Genomic DNA, 16,808 nt, shown 5'->3' with positions numbered 1-16,808 from the left:
CCGGAAATGATATCAGTAGGTGAGTGGCAAAATATAGCAACCTCGCTCGATTAGGACGTTCTTAAGTGCTGAAACTCTTAATTTTATTGCTTCTTCCTTCTGCTATATCTGTCAAGAAACCGGGTTGATGAGGCAGCCTGCGTAAGTTTTTTTTCGGTTTACCATGATTAATTTAAAATTAGAGTTTTAATTATGTCAGCAAAGCGCATTCTGGTCATCGATGATGAAAAAAACCTCTGCAGCGTGATTCAGGCCTGTCTGGAACATTTAGGCGGCTGGATTGTACTAAGCGCGCCTGACGGCAGCCAAGGATTGGTTTTAGCTGAAACTCACCTCCCTGACGCTATTCTGTTAGATGTGATGATGCCGGATATTGACGGACTTACTCTGTTTGGTTTGCTGCAAAATAATGCGGCTACTCGGGGGATTCCGGTGATTTTCCTGACGGCTAAGGTGCAGGCGATGGATTTGAGCCAATTTGCTGATTTGGGGGTAGCGGGGGTGATTGCAAAGCCTTTCGATCCTTTGAGTTTGGCACAGCAAGTAGCGGAAATTCTGGGTTGGGAACCGTTGCTTTAAACTCGGGTAAAACACATCGCAGATAGCATATCAAACTCGGCAGTTGAAATCGCTACTGTCGGGTAAGGTTCGAGCGTTGCCACTCTCCCCTCCCCTAAGAACCGTACATGAGACTTTCGCACTCATACGGCTCAAGCCTTACTTCAAGCGAGATTTGACTTGGGTTTTGTGTATCTGCTTATGACACGAAGAGTGCAGGTGCAGAAGATTTTCCATGTCGTCAGTTCCACCTTCTGCCACAGATACTATGTGATGGGTTTCGATTTCCTCTCCGTTGAATAAGAGTTCGCCACATTCTGGACATTTCCAGTTCTGGTTTTCTGCTATCTTATATAGCTTGGAGCCTTTTTCAAAGCGAGATTTACCATACTTCTGGTGGCGCTTTTCCCAGTATCCTTTTAGTGAGGGGTCATCGGGACTTGCGTCACCCCTGACCTTTATATGGCGTTCAATGGCTGTATATGCTATCTGGTAAAGGACAAGTTCTTTATCCTTCCCTCGGCGGTCGCTTGTTGTGCAGGCGAACATCCATTTATTACCTTTAATGGTTTTGAAGTAGCGCTTTGTTACCCATTTAGTGCCTTTGTTGGGGTGTCTACGCTTTGCCCAACGCCAAAGGTATTGCCATACTCGGTGTGAGATATAGGCGAAGGTTTTTTTGCTTACTACACCTTTGTAGTAGTTTGCAAAACCCCTGAGAATTGGATTGAGCTTTTTAATTAGAACTTCCTGTTCTACACCATTCAGGTTTTTGATTTCCTCACCAATCCGTTTACAGAAGGCTAATACCTTCCTTTTGGACTTTGATTAGGAGTTTTCCATCGTAGTGCCGGGAGTTGAACCCCAGGAAGTCGAAGCCATCTTCCATTGACGTAATAACCGTCTTCTCAGCACTGAGTTCAAGAGATCGTTCAGACATCCATGCTTGAATTAGGTTCTGGGCAGTTTCGAGACTGTATTTGTCTCTAGCCGTAACGATGAAGTCATCGGCGTATCGTACCACTCCAAGCTTCGGATTGGTGGCTTTTATAAAGCTTTCTAAGCCATGCAAACCGATGTTGGCAAGTAACGGCGAAATAACGCCGCCCTGTGGTGTGCCTAGTTCTGTCGGGTTAATTTTACCTTGGAACACAAAACCCGCTTTTAACCATCCTTTGATGAGTTCTATCTTTGGAAAATTGCTCACCATAGTCAGGATGGATTCATGGGCGATGTTGTCGAAGAATCCCTTGATGTCAGCCTCTAGAACCCAAGTGTCACCGCCTCTATATCCAATTCTTGTCCTATTGAAGCATTGGGCTATAGCATCATGACAGCTTCTTCCCGGTCGGAAACCATACGAGTGTGCCTCGAATACGGCTTCCCATTCGGGTTCTAGTGCGTTCTTTACTATTGCCTGTTCGATTCTGTCGCGCACGGTAGGGATGCCGAGCGGTCGTTTCTTTCCGTTAGGTTTCGGTATTTCCACCCTACGAGTTGGTTTGAGGTTGCCCCCATCCCAATTGTTTACCAGAATCACCCTTTGCTTTGGGGTATTGACTACTTCTTTGTCAATTCCTGCCGTTGCTTTACCTTGATTGGTCTGGGTGATACGTCGAACTGACAGCAGTAAGTTGGCGTAGCTTCGTAACATTAACTTCTGCAAGCTTCGTATCTTACGGAAGTCACCAAGTTTTCTCGCACGAAAGATTCTTTGATGTAGGTTTCTAACGAGCTTGTTAACCTTATACCAATTGATTTGGTTCCAGTCTTCAAGTCGTTTCTTCAGTCCGTTTGTTGTCTCAGTAGACATCATCTAACTTCTCCTTAGATTGGATTCCTTAATCTCGTTTCTTCCGCATAAGACCCAGAGGAAGTCTGCTGTTCCTTTCGGTCAGAAGTAATGTTTCAACCCCTATCTGACTCATTACAAGCCAGCATTCGCTTTCTCCTCCATCCTTTACCCTCCAGAGAGTTCCGTCCTTGTTACCTCAGACCTACTAAAAGTTATCGACCTCTTTTAGACTCTGTGGGGTTTACCCTGTTGTGTCATTTAGTTTTTCTATCTTCCTTTAGGTGCTATCTATTCTACGGTGGGTTTTGTTCACACGATCCAGAAAGGGTCAAATCCTGAATCCTTCCACATACCTTTTGGTTTAGAGCCTATCAGCCTTATTTGGCTCTTTACTTAATGACGCAGTTTAATCGATAGTTAACTTCTTTTCACCATTGGAGATTTTCCCCCTTGCTCCTAACCAGCTTAGGCTGCTAGCTTCGGCTACTTTCGTGGTCTGCACTCCGACTGTTTCGTTACCTACTAGGTCGTGACCAAACTCTTTTTTGAGAGTCTTTTACGTGGGGGTGGAGGGTGTGAATCCTCCAGGGAAGTCGGCTTCCCGTACTAAACGACCATTTCAGGTCGCGCTAACCCACAAAGTCTGCCCAGCCCGACGGAAGAATCAAGGAGGCATTAAAGCCGGATGACGATCAAAAATCCGCTTTCTCCTTCTCTTGATTGTTGCGAAAATTACGCAATTATGTTAGAAAACCCGGTTTAGGCGTCCAGGAAATTCCTAGTTTTTCCGGCTATTTTCATAATTTCCTCATTTTTTTGATTTAGCTTTGAGATCGATCGGTGATTGATTAATTTAAACTCTGATTCCCTAGAAGTTCTAGAGATGATCTTAGGGAGTCGGGGTTTTTTGTTACCTAAAAAGCCGATGGGCTATCACCGTATTTACAGGCCGAATAACTCCTCCAGAAGTTACGCACACTTGCCTCAAGAACGATTTTTTTCAACCCGGAATCACGGATGCAGCCAAGTTTTTGCTAAAAAACCAGGTTTCAGCCTGCTAATCAAAGATTTACGCAGATTTCCCTCAGAAACCTGGTTTTTTAACCCAGGAACACAGATAAAACCAAGTTTTTGGCTAAAAAACCAGGTTTTTGCCTAACTGTTGTAATCCCTGCTTCGGCAAAAGTATATTTATCAAAAAAAATTATGGTCTTCATAATTTCCTCATATTTTTTAGATAATATTTAGTCCAAGCTCTTGAGTTGAAAGTCTATGCCATCTCAGCACCATTCCACTGCCAAAGAGCCAACCTGTTGTCAGGAGAGTTCGGGGCAGTGACGGTAATTTCGATTAACTGGTGCTACAGAACAACCAGCCTGAATAAGTCAGGGGTTAGGCAGTGCCTACCACAAAAACCCGGTTTTTAACGGGGAAAAACGGGGTTTGTGCGCCAGTCCTCTAAGTGTTGGCAGGAGAACTCAAGGGTAAAAAAATTAATAACTGAAGATGTGATTCGCGCTCTCGAATAACACCCCACAAATAAGTCGGTCGTTTTGTCCAGAGCCCTACTCGCAATTGCCACTAACCGGCAAAGTCAAGTCTCAGTTAGTTTTTGAAAGAGTGTGGAGATTTTTAAATGTCTGATCAGCTATCTTATAAAGGTAACAACCAGATTCTGTGCTATTACGCAAATGTTACCAACCTAGTTCAGGTGGTTCGGATTGGGAACATTCCTAATTGGTACTTTGAAAGAGTGATGTTTCCCGGACAGCGACTGATGTTTGAAGCTGCTGCAGAAGCAGTCTTAGAAGTTCACACTGGTGTGGTGCCAAGTGCTATTTTATCCGACAAGATTCCCTGCTACGTGCTGCGGGTTATAGAAGAGGTAAGTTCCGAGTTCGAGCTGGTGATGACCGAAGAACGATTGGCTGTATTAGCCGGTTAAAATTCATGAGAAATCAGACGAGATCGAGAACAGCCACAAAAATATTAGTTAACGAGTGTTTCGGGACGGGGAAAATGCAGAAAAATCTTGTCAATATTACCTTAGCTGTAGTCACAGAGGAAGTAGAAATTATCTTGGAGTCTTATCCGAAGCACCCCTACCAACAAGCTTTTTCGCCTTCGGGATTGCGACAAGATTTAATTGCTTATGTGCTCAGCCGAGTTCCTAATAGATATACTGCGATCGACCCCAGCGAGTCGGTGTCAAACCAAACAGTTCAGGTTCGCTGTTCTTCAGAGCAATTGCTGCACATAGAAAATTTGATTCATACTGGAATTCGCGAGGTGCTGCACAGCTATCAGAAGATAGATCACCGCCTGCCTGAAGAAGTTAAATTTGATTCGAGAGTTGCTAGTTGGTTTTGATAGTTTGTTGTAAATGAGGGAGACGCCGAGATTCTCGGCACTCTCGGTTGGGCGAGGTGGAATTGTTTACTGACTCGATGGTTCAAGACTTTTCGTAATCGCAGCAGCAGTTGCACGGGCCATTGGGATTGACAGCACAGCGCAGAATTTCCGATCGAGCATTAAAACGGCAGCTAGCATCTCCGATAACCCAGATGCCGCTTACAAAAGTTCTTTCCGTCGGCGGTGTGGCCGACTGCACGTACAGGGCAATTTTTTGCAGTCGGTAGCGGCCGGATTTGAGTTGATAGCGGTGGTGGCGTTCCAAAACAGCGTAGGTTTGTCCCTCTAAATCTAGATAGTTCCCCGGTTGTGGCGTCCAATCCAGCCGAATGCTACCTAAATATTGGCGGGGGTGAGAGAGAATCACCTCTACGGGTAAAGTATTTTGTTCCATGTGGCGGTGCGTTCGCGAACTGAACTAAAGGGGCAAATAGTGAGCTAAACCGACATCTTCTTCATCTAGAAAGATAACTTTTTTTAGAGAGAGTAATTTCGGTTGAGGCGCTAAACTTAACTATAGAACCTTTGGCGATCGGCGGATAGCCGACTAACCAACAGGCTAGGAAATAAACTTCAACTCGCTTGAGGTAACTAAAGTTAAGTTCGATTAGGTTTGATAAAGCAGTAGACGCTGATGGTATCGCAACTCGCAGGTTCGATCGAGACGCGGTTGAGATTCCTGAACAGATTTTAAGGGTTTGCAGGACTTGGGGTGCTTCGGGTGCGTTTGTACTGAGGACTTCAGTCCTGTGATTTGTATGAGGACTTTAGTGCTCACTACAAACCCAACCGGATTTTCGGCAATCATAATTCCCAAAAATATGCCATTCCTTCCATGATTCCCCAAGCGCAAGCAGAACTAGCTAAATAATGATTTTCAGTGCCGCATTCGCGATGCCATTCTAAGAGTTCTGATAGAGCATTAGCGACGATTACTCCCCGGACATCCTGTTCAAACATATTGATATCATTGCCAGAATCTCCGCAAACTAATGTTGCCTCAGATGGAATTTGTAGGCGCTTTTGTAAATAAGTAAGGGCATTACCTTTATTGCTAGTTTGCGGTAAAATATCCACATCGCGATTGCTGCTAAAAATGATTTGACCTGGCAGTCTCAATTCAGTTAACTTTTGCTGCAAAGTCTGGACAATCGAACTATTTTCTGCTGCTGGTTCCAGACAATAACTGATTTTCCAAGGATTTTGTTCTTTTAGGGATTGGGGTTTAAGCTGGGAAAACTGCTGAGCTAAAGAGGCGATCGCCATTTTATCCCAGTCTTGAGAAAGATATTCCGCCCAATCTAAGTCCAGGGTTCCGTCTTGGTAAATTTCGCTGCCTACACCTGCGATCAAATAGTCCGGTGCTAGTAGTTCCTTTTGGGCAATTAATTCGCAAGTTGAAGCATAAGAACGCCCGGTAGCATAAACCAAACATATTTGCGATCGCTTTGATTGCAAGCGCTGGTTTAAAACTTGAGTTGCTTCGTCATCTCCGACTAGCGTGTTGTCTAAATCTGTAACTAATAAAAACTTCATTTTGGGAATTAGTCAGTAGTCAGTAGTCATCAGCGATCTGGAACCGAGGGCTTCCTAAAATTCTTTTAACTATTTATAAGAATTTGTTAAACCAAACACATTTATAAGCAAGCTTATCGTTTAAGATTGGCCAAATTTAATTTTCAACAAGTGGTGTGAGTGGTATGGTGAATAATTCAACCTCCCTTAAAGCTTTTTGGCTGTCTTTCTTGATTTCTGGTGCGGCAGTGCCTTTGGGGCCGATCGCAGCAACAGCTCAAATTCAGGATACCTCAACTCCAGAAGTTGCGCTAGAAGCGAGTGCCGTCCCGGAGGCTACCCCAGACGCAGCGCTGGCAGCAGTTAAGATTGAGATACCGCCGTTAGCGGCGATCGCCGCAGAGACTAAATCAGCAGTCGATCGCCCTTTACCCGATACAGATGCAGCATGGGTGAATCGTGCTTTACCCGAAACAGATATAGCCACAGTCGATCGCCCTTTACCCGATACAGATATAGCAACAGTCGATCGTGCTTTACCTCAAACAGATATAGCAACAGTCGATCGTGCTTTACCCGAAACAGATATAGCAACAGTCGATCGTGCTTTACCCGAAACAGATATAGCAACAGTCGATCGTGCAACAACAGCCCCAGAAATAACGGGGGCAATTCGCGAATTACCCCCCCAGGAGTTAGAAATTGCAAACTCTCCTCAGTCTCAACAAGTTGCTGAAGCCAGTACAGTTGCCGACATCAGCAGCGAGACGGGCACCGCTGATGACCTCAGCATACAAGAAGACGCAGCACAAGTCACCTCTGTTTCCCAGCTCTCCGACGTGCGCCCCACAGATTGGGCTTTTCAAGCCTTACAATCCCTAGTAGAAAGATACGGCTGCATTGCGGGATATCCAGACGGCACATTCCGAGGAAATCGAGCAATGACTCGCTATGAATTCGCCGCCGGATTAAACGCTTGCTTAGACCAAATTACCAAACAACTTGGCGGTTCTACTGGTAATTTAGTCAAGCGAGAAGATTTACTTGCTTTGCAAAGATTGCAAGAAGAATTTGCAGCAGAATTAGCTACCTTGCGCGGTCGAGTAGATGCTTTGGAAGCCCGGACTGCCGAATTAGAAGCCAACCAATTTTCAACTACTACTAAACTAAACGCATTTGCTTGGTTTAATCTGAGTGGAGCTTTTGCGGGCAAGCGAGTCCGAGTTGAAGCAATAAATGGAAATGCTGCTCCGCTCGATCGAGTACCCGGACGCGATCCTGTCACCAACAGACCGATCGTGCAGAGAGTGGACGACCCAGAAATTACTTTCAGCCACTTAGTTTGGTTAACCCTCACTACTTCTTTTACAGGGAAAGACCAATTGATTACACAGCTAGCTGTAGGTAACGGAACTGCACCAGCAAATCAGTATACTTCTCCAGGTCTTTTTAATACCTTTGGCACTCCTTTTCTAGACCAGACTGCTGGGGTGAATCCCAATGAAGTTATTCTGCGAGAACTTTCTTATCAGTTCCCGGTTAGCAACAGCTTGCAAGTAGTAATCGGGCCGAGAATTAATTTCTACCGCTACTTTGACAACAATAATTTTAGCTTTTTCGTGGACGGTGCGAGCAGTTTTAATTCTAACAATAGCACTTTGTTAACTGCTACCAAACGCGGCGCAGGTGCTTTGGCTTTGTGGGATATCAGCCGCCGATTGAAACTGCGTGTGGGCTATTTGGGCGAGAGTATGGAATTTTTGCCCACTCCGGTGTTTAATTCCGCTTCCAATCCGTCTCAAGGCTTGTTTGGTGGGACAAATACGAGTACCGCCGAACTAACATTCAGTCCGAGCGAGCGGGCAAATTTGCGGTTTTTGTACAGCCGTTCCAACATCCAGCAAATTGGCGGGCTAATTGGAGCACCGAATGGCAGGCCGATTAACGGTTTGGCAGATGACGGTTTCGGTGGCCGTCTCGGCAATGCTACTGCCAATACTTATAGCTTTAATTTCGATTGGTCACTCAGCCGCCGTTTCGGTCTTTTCGGTCGCTACGGCTACGCCGAAACCAATATATTTCCCAAGACTGACCGACCCGACGGCACGATCAAAACTCAATCTTATATGTTAGGATTTGCACTTCCTGATTTCTTCAAAAAAGGAGCTGTGTTTACGGCCTCATTTTTAGTACCTTTTGACGTTACGGGCGGTCGGAGGTTTCTGGTTTCTGGCGGGGGGAATGGTGGCAAGCAGTACGAAATTGAAGCCACTTATTATTTCCCTATCACTGAGAATATTTCGCTCGTGCCGGCATTTTATGCGATCTGGAATGCCAATAATTTCGATAACAACCCGACAATTTTTGTGGGCAATTTGCGGACGCAGTTTAGTTTTTAAGTAAATTAGGTCTGCCTTGAACCTAATTATAGTTTTTTTCAGTTGAGTCAGGTAAACATTAATAATGGGTAATGGGGTGCTGACTGGAGATTACCTGACTCATTGGAAAACTGCTATATGTAAGGTATGCCTGAACCGCCTTACCGCGTTATATCAAATCTGTTAACATCGGAATTCTTCCTATCTCTCTTCTCGACCTCTGCGTGAATCAGCGTCAATCCATTGTCCTCTGCGGTTAATACATTCTCTTTTTTTAACCGCAGATACAGGCAGATAAACACAGATTAACGCAGATAAATTCTATCAATTCCGGTGACACCATCTATCCGTGATTGTTGACTGTTGACTGGATTTGAATATTCCGATGCAACCGGAATTGATATTAGACTAGGGTGTCAAACCACTGATAGCAAATCCGCGCTTCATCGTCGGGCGTAAAATCGAGTCAACAGTCAACACTCAACCATCCTTCAGTTTTTCGACCCCGAGTTAACCGCCAACAGTCAACAGTCAACAGTCAACAATCATGAGGAGTGCAACCGGAATTGATATGATATGCTGATTAGCGTCGTCCTGATGTCAACGAATTGGAATTTCGATGATAAATTCAGTGCCTTTACCGGGTTCTGAGAGGCACTGCAATTTGCCGTTGTGTTTTTCAACGACAATTTGGTGCGAAATTGATAAACCCAAACCTGTGCCTTTACCTACGGGTTTTGTGGTAAAAAACGGGTCAAACAAACGCACAATCTGATCTTCGGGAATGCCCATACCGTTGTCTTTGATCCGAATTAAAATGCTCTTGTCCTCAATCGTTTCAGTTTGAATGGTAATAGTAGGAGAGATAGAATTTGCGGTGTCTTTTGCTTGGCTGCTACTTTCTTCCAAGGCGTCGATCGCATTTGCCAATACATTCATAAACACCTGATTTAGCAGCCCGGGATGACAGTTTATTTGCGGCAGTTCTCCGTATTCTTTGATAACTTTAATGCCCTGCCATTTTGCCTTGGCTTTTAGCCTGGTGTTCAACATTAACAAGGTACTTTCTAAACCTTCGTGAATGTCGGCAGTCTTGATTTTAGCTTCGTCTGCCCGCGAGAAATTGCGAAGAGTTTGAATAATTTCTACAATGCGCTCGCATCCGGTCTGCATCGAGCTGAGCAATTTGGGCAGGTCTTCTGCTAGAAATTCTAAGTCTATATCATCGGCTTGTTGCTGAATTTTTGCTGGGGGATTTGGGTACTCTTCTCGATACACCTGTACGATTTCTAATAAGTCTAGAACGTAGCCTCGGACGTGGCAGAGGTTGCCAGCGACAAAGCCAACTGGGTTGTTAATTTCGTGGGCAATTCCTGCTAGCACCTGTCCGAGGGAAGACATTTTTTCGGTTTGTACTAACTGCATTTGAGTTTGCTGCAAGTCGCTCAAAGCTGTTTGCAGTTCTTGGGATTTTTGCCGATCGCGATCGGCGGCGGCGGCCCGTTCTTCCTCAACTCCGATCGCCCCGGCAATAATTCCGATCAGCTTGCAGTCGGCTTCCGTGGGCGCGATCGACTCGGTGTAGACAACGCACACCGCACCCACGTAATTGTCGCCCAGCCGCACTGCTTGTCCCAGATAGCTTTGCAGTTGGTAGCGGATGACAGCGGGATCGGTTTGGGCGTAGATCGTGTTCTGCAAGTCAGGAATTGCAACAGCCCGATCGCTTCCTTTGCTGCATACGTCGGTGCAGATGTGGCCCTCGGCGCGATCGACCAGCGGGTAGTCCGGCGGCGCTTGCCAAGTCCCGATCGCGCGCAGCAGACCGCCACCGACGCGGCTGTAGATGGCGCAGCTTCCGCCCAAAAGCTCGCCGGCTAAGGATGTCAGCCGCTGGATGTTCTCAGCGGCGTCGGTGGTGAATCCCAAAAAGCACTCGTTGATTTTGCTGAGGCGGTACTCTGCTTGCCTGCGCGCCGTCATGTCGCGGGAGTTGATCACAATTCCTTTCACAGCGGGGTCTGCTAGCAAGTTGATGCCGACACCTTCAAGAAAACACCAAGAACCGTCAGCGCGCCGGAAGCGACCTTCTAGGGCGATCGAATCGCCTGGATTTGCGATCAGTTTTTCGCAGTCGGACATCACCGAGGGAAGGTCGTCAGGGTGGATTAAATCGAGAGCAATTTGACCGGCGAGTTCATCGGGTTCGTAGCCCAAAACTCTTTCTACAGAAGGGCTTTCGTAAACAATGCGACCGCTGGCGTCAAGAATAGTAATGATGTCGGAACTGTTGAGAATCAGCGATCGCCACTTAGCCTCATTTTGAAACAAAGCTGACTCGGCTTGTTTGCGATCGGTAATATCCTCTACCATTTGCAAAATAAACTGTGGCGTTCCCTGACTGCTGTCGATGACAGAGGCGCTGAGGCGTCCCCACCTGATGCTGCCGTCTTGGCGGAGGTAGCGCTTCTCGATTTGATAAGCTTCGCGGGAGCCCGCGACCAACTGTTGGCGCAACTGGCGCGAAACTTCTGCGTCTTCCGGGTGCGCGCAGTCGTCGAGGCCAACACCCCGCAGTTGAGCTTCCGAGATCCCCAGCATAGCTTGAAATGCCGGATTAGTGGCGATCGCAACACCTTCGAGGGTAGCTACTACCATGCCGATCGCAGCGCGTTCAAAAATTGCCCGAAACCGCTGTTCGCTGTCTCGCAAAGCTGCGTCCGCTTCCACTTCCTGCGTGATGTCCCGCCCTGCGACTGCCAAACCTTTGCGCGAACCGTCGGGGTTGAACAGCGGCACTTTCCGCACTTCAAACAAATTGCTGCCGCCTGTGGGCAAGGGGACACTTTGGCGACTGGAGGTAAGAGTGCCTGCTTCCCAGGTGGTTTCGTCGGTTTCCTGCCAAGTTAGCAGGATTTCTCTGACTCTCGGATCGGCGGCGGCAGCGAGTTCGGCAGTAGTTTTGCCCTGGTAGTCTGAGGTTTCCCAGCCCAAAAGTTGGAGGGCGCAGTCGTTGGCAATCAGCCAGCGCCCCTCGCTGTCTGTGAGGTTGATCGCGTCGGGCACGGCGTCGATCGCGGTTTTCAGCCAGTATTCTTGATTTCGCAGCGCTGCTTCGGCTTGTTTGCGGGCGGCGATTTCGGCGACGGTTCCTTCGTAGTAAAGGAGTTCGCCGCCTTCGCCGCGGACTTCGCGCACGTTTTCCGAGATCCAGGTAGTGCTGCCGTCTTTGCGGCGGACGCAGGACTCAAACTCTTTCAGGGAGCCGTTTTTGCTGATTTCTGCAATGAAGGAAGCGCGGCGGCCGCGATCGGCGTAAAGGTTTTTTGCCGAACATTTTGCGATCAGTTCTGAGGGCGAATCGTAGCCGTACATTCGGGCGAGTGCCTGGTTGGCGCTGAGGTAGCGCCCGTCTGGGGCGGTTTGAAATATGCCTTCGGTGGCGTTTTCAAAGATGCTGCGGTATTTTGCCTCGGCTTGTTTGAGGGCTTCTTCTGCTTGGAAGCGATCGGTGATATCAGATTGGACGCCGATGAAGTGGGTAACGAGCCCGCTGCTGTCGCGCACCGGCGAGATGCTGAGTTCGTTCCAGAAAGGGGTGCCGTCTTTGCGGTAGTTTTTCAGAACTACTTTGCAGTCATGCTGTTCTTTCAGGGCCACACGGATTTGATCGACGGCAGCGCGATCGGTATCCGGGCCTTGCAGGAAGCGGCAGTTCTGCCCGATTATTTCGCTGCGATTGTAGCCTGTAATTCGCTCGAAAGCCCCGTTGCAGTAGACTATAGGCTTGTCCGGCCGGGTAGCGTCCGCGATCGCGATGCCGTTGCTGGTAGCTGCCAGGGCGCGATCGTACAGCCGAAATACTTCTTCTATTAAATTCGGTGTGCCGCCAGTACGAGTCGGCGATAGCGTTTCAGAAGGAATGCTTATATCTATCTGCATGATTTTCTATAAATTGAGTTTATTGTAGAGATCTCGACTGGCAGCACACCCTAGACTTTAACAGAATTGCCTGTTTTCCACAGGCAGAAGTTAGAAGGCTATTATGCAGAATTTTGGCGGTAAATTCTACCTAAAAAAAATCAGGCTTCCCTCGTTTTTTTCCTCTTTGCTTCTGCCTTGTGCCTTCTACCTTCAAAGGAATCCTACTTGTTAATTTATAATAGCTGTTGCCGGGATCACTCTATCTTTGGTATGGTTTGCTTGGCAGGGTTTAGGTAGCTTACAAGTTCGGGCATTTATTTTTTTGAGTGAATCAAAATCTGATGCCCGGAGTCTCTATTGAAATATTTTGAATAAAAGATATAGGATTTAAACGATTCCAAAGATACAATAAAAAAACCGGAAAAATTAATATTGAACGAACACAGCAAGTTCTGAAATATCGTCGATCGCGAAAGTCGGTTCTAGGGCGAGACACTGAGGGCGATCGCCATATCCGTAAGCCGCCCAACCAACATCTATCCCAGCATTTTTAGCAAACAGCAAATCAATCGCTGTATCGCCAACCATTAAAATTTGACTGTTATCCAAGTCCGGGAACAGCGGTTTAATAATTGAGTGAAAAACCGCCGCCTCTGGTTTCATAATCATTTCTCCGTTGTCACCTAAAATCAAATCAAAAAAACTGTGAATTTTCAATTTTTGCAGTAACGAATTTACAAAACTAACGTGTTTGTTGCTAAAAACTCCCAAGCTCAATCCCGACTTGCGCGCCAACTGCAAGACTGGCTTTGTCCCGCTAAATAACTCTACCTGCTTTTCACCTTCCGTCCGATAATAAGAGCGGTAAGTTTCAACCCATTCAGGAATTGCGCTTTCCTCGATCGCCGGATGCAGGATTTTAAAAGTATTTGGTAAATTGATGCCGATCGTACTTATAATAGTATCAGCAGCAGGCGGGGTAATATTGAAAGTTTCAAAAGTTTTGGTAAAGCAAAATACAATAGCTTTGTGAGTAATTGCTAAGGTGCCGTCGAAGTCAAAAATAATTAACTTGTACCTACTCATATTTCTGAAAATTTTCTATATAGCAATCGGAGGTTTTCAATGACGTAATAGCATGATTAATCTCTAAGTCACTAATTATAAGTATAATCTTTAAACATTCAAGAGGTCAACATGAGTGTCACCGAAAAACCAGAAATTATAGCAACAGATTTCCCTGACCACACTCAATTACCCGACTCCGACGGTACTTTTGTAAAAAACTTCCAAGAACATCCTCAAAGCATCCTGTTAACAACATCAATCCGACCGATTTTAGACCAAATTCATCCCGACGGACAATACTGCATCGGTCAAGATTCCGGTATTTACTGGCGAGTGGCTCAGCCCCCGGAACCGCCAGAAAGAGGAGCCGAAGCGCCTGATTGGTTTTACGTGCCTGACGTGCCGCCAACTCTTGACGGAAATCTTCGTCGCTCCTATGTCATGTGGCAGGAATTAATGCCGCCTCGGATTGTACTTGAATTTGTTTCTGGTGATGGCAGTGAAGAAAGAGATAGGACTCCTCGCCAGGGCAAATTCTGGATTTACGAACGGATAATTCGACCTGCTTTTTACGGCATTTATGAAGTCAAAAAGGCACAAGTTGAAGTGTATCATTTGGTAGAAGATCGGTTCGAGTTAGTTCCACCAAATGAGCGCGGACATTACGCGATCGCACAAATAGGAGTGGAATTAGGTATTTGGCAAGGGGTTTATCAGGGCGTAGAATTGCCTTGGCTGCGCTGGTGGGATGCTTCCGGCAATTTGCTGCTGGCTGCTGAGGAACGGGCAGAACAAGCCGAATTGGAGGCAGAACGAGAACGACAAAAGCGAATAGAAGCTGAGTTGCGAATTCAAGCTTTGGAAGCGCGTTTGCGAGAGTTAGAAGGACGGTAATTCGATTTTAGATTTTAGATTTTAGATTTTAGATTGGGGATGACTGATGATTATCGGGGTTGGGTTCTTCATAAGTCCTTGGCAATTCTTCAATTCTCCCATCAAAAATCTTAATTCGCATAAGTCGCAGATGTCGGTAGGGACACGGCAATTCAGTGTCCCTAGGAATATCATGTGCTGTAAAAACCCGATCGCCTAGCAGCCTCCTCAGAAACGATATAAACATTCATCGGTTATTATCAAAAATTTGCGTATATTAACTTAAGTATTACATCACTTTTTGTGTAAGTCCTATGGCACTAATTGTTCAGAAATATGGCGGAACCTCGGTGGGCACAGTCGATCGCATTTTGGAAGTAGCCAGACGAGTAGTAAAAACAGCACAGCTCGGCAACTCTCTCGTTGTCGTACTTTCGGCGATGGGCAAAACCACCGACGGTTTAGTTAAACTCGCCAAGGAAATTTCCGCAAATCCCAACAAGCGGGAAATGGATATGTTGCTCTCCACTGGGGAACAAGTCTCGATCGCACTTTTGAGCATGGCATTGCAGGAAATGGGACAGCCCGCAATTTCCCTCACCGGCGCCCAAGTCGGCATTGTCACCGAAGCCGCCCACACCCGCGCCCGGATTTTGCGAATTGACCCGAATCGGCTTGAAAGCCAGTTAAAAAGCGGTAAAGTCGTTGTGGTTGCGGGGTTCCAAGGTATCGCCGATGCCGGAGAATTGGAAATTACCACCTTGGGCCGTGGCGGTTCCGACACAACCGCAGTAGCCCTGGCTGCAGCGCTGCGGGCCGACAGATGCGAAATTTATACCGACGTGCCCGGAATTCTGACTACAGATCCGCGCTTGGTTGCCGACGCCCAATTGATGGACGAAATCACTTGCGACGAAATGCTGGAATTGGCGAGTTTGGGCGCAAAAGTCCTGCACCCGCGCGCGGTAGAAATTGCCAAGAATTACGGCGTGCCGCTGGTAGTGCTTTCTAGCTGGAGTGACGCCCCCGGTACCCGTGTAGTGTCCCCACCCCCGAAACTTCGGCCTTTGGAGGGTTTGGAGCTCGCAACAGCGGTGGATGCGGTGGAATTTGACTTAGATCAGGCAGGGGTGTCGCTGCTGCGTTTGCCCGATCGCCCGGGAGTAGCCGCGCGGTTGTTTGGTGCGATCGCCCAACAAAACCTCGATGTTGATTTAATTATCCAGTCAATTCATGAAGGAAATACTAATGATATTGCCTTCACAGTGACGCGAAAATCTCTGCAACAAGCCACCGCAGTTGCAGATGCAATTATCCCCGCCCTCGGCAAAAATTCTCGCCCCGAATTGGGAGAACCGGAAGTGAAAGCAGAAGAGCGGCCAATAGCTAAAGTTAGCATTGCGGGTGCGGGAATGATCGGTCGTCCGAGGGTAGCCGCGCAGATGTTTAAGACTTTAGCGGATGCGGGAATTAACATTCAAATGATTTCTACATCCGAGGTGAAAGTTAGTTGTGCGATAGATGCCGAAGATTGCGATCGAGCCGTTGCCGAACTCTGCAAAACATTTGATGTTGCCAACTCCCCTATTGGGCTGCGTTCCTCATCCCAAAAACCGCCTGCAGTCCGCGCCGTTGCGTTGGATATCAATCAAGCGCGTCTAGCAATTCGCCAATTGCCCGATCGCCCCGGAGTAGCCGCAAAACTGTTCGGACTTTTAGCCGAGGAAAATATCAGCGTAGATACAATCATTCAGTCGCAGCGCTGTCACAATATTGACGGCATATTAACTCGCGACATTGCATTTACCGTAGCACAAATTGACGCCGAAGCTGCTAAAAACGCCCTCGAAAAAGCCGCCCCCGAATTTGGATGGGGCGAAGTAGCAGTCGATACACAAATAGCCAAAGTTAGCGTTGTCGGTTCCGGGATGGTAGCGCATCCGGGAGTAGCGGCAAAGATGTTTGAAGCGCTTTCCCGCCAGCAAATCAACATTCAAATGATTGCCACTTCCGAGATTAAAATTAGCTGCGTTGTGGATGAGGAACAAGGTGTAACTGCTTTGAAAGCAATTCACGCAGCCTTTGAACTTGCCGGCACCGAAAAAATCCAAGTTCCCGCCTAATCGAGGTTTGTAGTTGCGCTTGGGCGCCGGCCGGGACTCAAGCGCAACTACAAGCTTCAAAAGTTCATAGGACTTACGCACTCCGACCAAAGAAACCGGGTTTTTCCAAAAAACCCGGTTTCTTTTGGGTGGAATGTGCGTATTTTCTTCCCTCAAACCCGG

Annotated in this window: 12 protein-coding genes and 1 pseudogene; 6 read left to right on the top strand and 7 right to left on the bottom strand. The window is 47.0% G+C overall.

Features of this window, described 5'->3' with window-relative positions; all coding sequences use genetic code 11:
* Positions 1–192: 192 nt before the first annotated feature.
* Positions 193–579 (top strand): response regulator, encoded by a 387-nt coding sequence (locus tag QUA71_RS03580; protein WP_333217374.1) that lies wholly within the window; start codon positions 193–195, stop codon positions 577–579.
* A gap of 138 nt (positions 580–717) precedes the next feature.
* On the opposite strand, the gene QUA71_RS03575 is transcribed toward QUA71_RS03580, so the two are convergent.
* The 3 genes and pseudogenes from QUA71_RS03575 to QUA71_RS03565 all read right to left on the bottom strand — a co-directional run bounded on the left by QUA71_RS03575 (position 718) and on the right by QUA71_RS03565 (position 2,374).
* A complete protein-coding gene (locus tag QUA71_RS03575) occupies positions 718–1,107 on the bottom strand; it encodes an HNH endonuclease signature motif containing protein (protein WP_333282226.1) in 390 nt (129 codons plus the stop codon).
* Between the two features lie 84 nt (positions 1,108–1,191).
* Positions 1,192–1,326, bottom strand: a pseudogene (locus QUA71_RS03570) (group II intron maturase-specific domain-containing protein); the annotation flags it as partial.
* A gap of 25 nt (positions 1,327–1,351) precedes the next feature.
* Positions 1,352–2,374: a reverse transcriptase domain-containing protein gene (locus QUA71_RS03565; protein ID WP_333282223.1), complete on the bottom strand. Its 1,023-nt coding sequence runs from the start codon at positions 2,372–2,374 to the stop codon at positions 1,352–1,354.
* Between the two features lie 1,615 nt (positions 2,375–3,989).
* On the opposite strand from QUA71_RS03565, the gene QUA71_RS03560 reads away from it, so the two are divergent.
* On the top strand, positions 3,990–4,298 hold the full coding sequence (locus QUA71_RS03560) for a DUF1830 domain-containing protein (protein WP_190657629.1): 309 nt from the start codon (positions 3,990–3,992) through the stop codon (positions 4,296–4,298).
* Between the two features lie 74 nt (positions 4,299–4,372).
* Complete coding sequence (locus tag QUA71_RS03555) at positions 4,373–4,723, top strand: hypothetical protein (protein WP_333282220.1); 351 nt, start codon at positions 4,373–4,375, stop codon at positions 4,721–4,723.
* Positions 4,724–4,805: 82 nt separating this feature from the next.
* Here the strand turns inward: QUA71_RS03555 and QUA71_RS03550 are convergent, their stop codons facing one another.
* Together QUA71_RS03550 and QUA71_RS03545 are read right to left on the bottom strand one after the other, a co-directional pair.
* On the bottom strand, positions 4,806–5,159 hold the full coding sequence (locus QUA71_RS03550; RefSeq protein ID WP_190657625.1) for a DUF6464 family protein: 354 nt from the start codon (positions 5,157–5,159) through the stop codon (positions 4,806–4,808).
* A 410-nt stretch (positions 5,160–5,569) separates the two neighbouring features.
* Positions 5,570–6,301, bottom strand: coding sequence for a sucrose-phosphate phosphatase (locus tag QUA71_RS03545; protein ID WP_333282217.1), 732 nt, complete (start codon positions 6,299–6,301; stop codon positions 5,570–5,572).
* A gap of 164 nt (positions 6,302–6,465) precedes the next feature.
* Between QUA71_RS03545 and QUA71_RS03540 the strand changes: the two genes are divergently transcribed.
* Positions 6,466–8,679 carry an iron uptake porin gene (locus QUA71_RS03540; protein ID WP_333282214.1) on the top strand — a complete coding sequence of 738 codons (2,214 nt, stop codon included), beginning with the start codon at positions 6,466–6,468 and terminating at the stop codon, positions 8,677–8,679.
* 579 nt (positions 8,680–9,258) lie between these two features.
* Here the strand turns inward: QUA71_RS03540 and QUA71_RS03535 are convergent.
* Together QUA71_RS03535 and QUA71_RS03530 are read right to left on the bottom strand one after the other, a co-directional pair.
* Positions 9,259–12,600: a PAS domain S-box protein gene (locus tag QUA71_RS03535; protein WP_333282211.1), complete on the bottom strand. Its 3,342-nt coding sequence runs from the start codon at positions 12,598–12,600 to the stop codon at positions 9,259–9,261.
* Positions 12,601–13,008: 408 nt separating this feature from the next.
* Complete coding sequence (locus QUA71_RS03530; protein WP_333282208.1) at positions 13,009–13,668, bottom strand: HAD family hydrolase; 660 nt, start codon at positions 13,666–13,668, stop codon at positions 13,009–13,011.
* 111 nt (positions 13,669–13,779) lie between these two features.
* Between QUA71_RS03530 and QUA71_RS03525 the strand changes: the two genes are divergently transcribed.
* The gene (locus QUA71_RS03525) at positions 13,780–14,544 is read left to right on the top strand and encodes a Uma2 family endonuclease (RefSeq protein ID WP_333282205.1); all 765 of its coding nucleotides are present in this window, start codon (positions 13,780–13,782) and stop codon (positions 14,542–14,544) included.
* 293 nt (positions 14,545–14,837) lie between these two features.
* Positions 14,838–16,646: an aspartate kinase gene (locus tag QUA71_RS03520; protein WP_333282202.1), complete on the top strand. Its 1,809-nt coding sequence runs from the start codon at positions 14,838–14,840 to the stop codon at positions 16,644–16,646.
* Positions 16,647–16,808 lie beyond the last annotated feature (162 nt).

Origin of the sequence: Microcoleus sp. MON1_C5 (genome assembly GCF_036701875.1) — a bacterium.
In the GTDB taxonomy this organism is placed as follows: domain Bacteria; phylum Cyanobacteriota; class Cyanobacteriia; order Cyanobacteriales; family Microcoleaceae; genus Microcoleus.
Note: the sequence above shows the minus strand (reverse complement) of the source record. Positions and strands in the feature narration are given on the sequence as shown.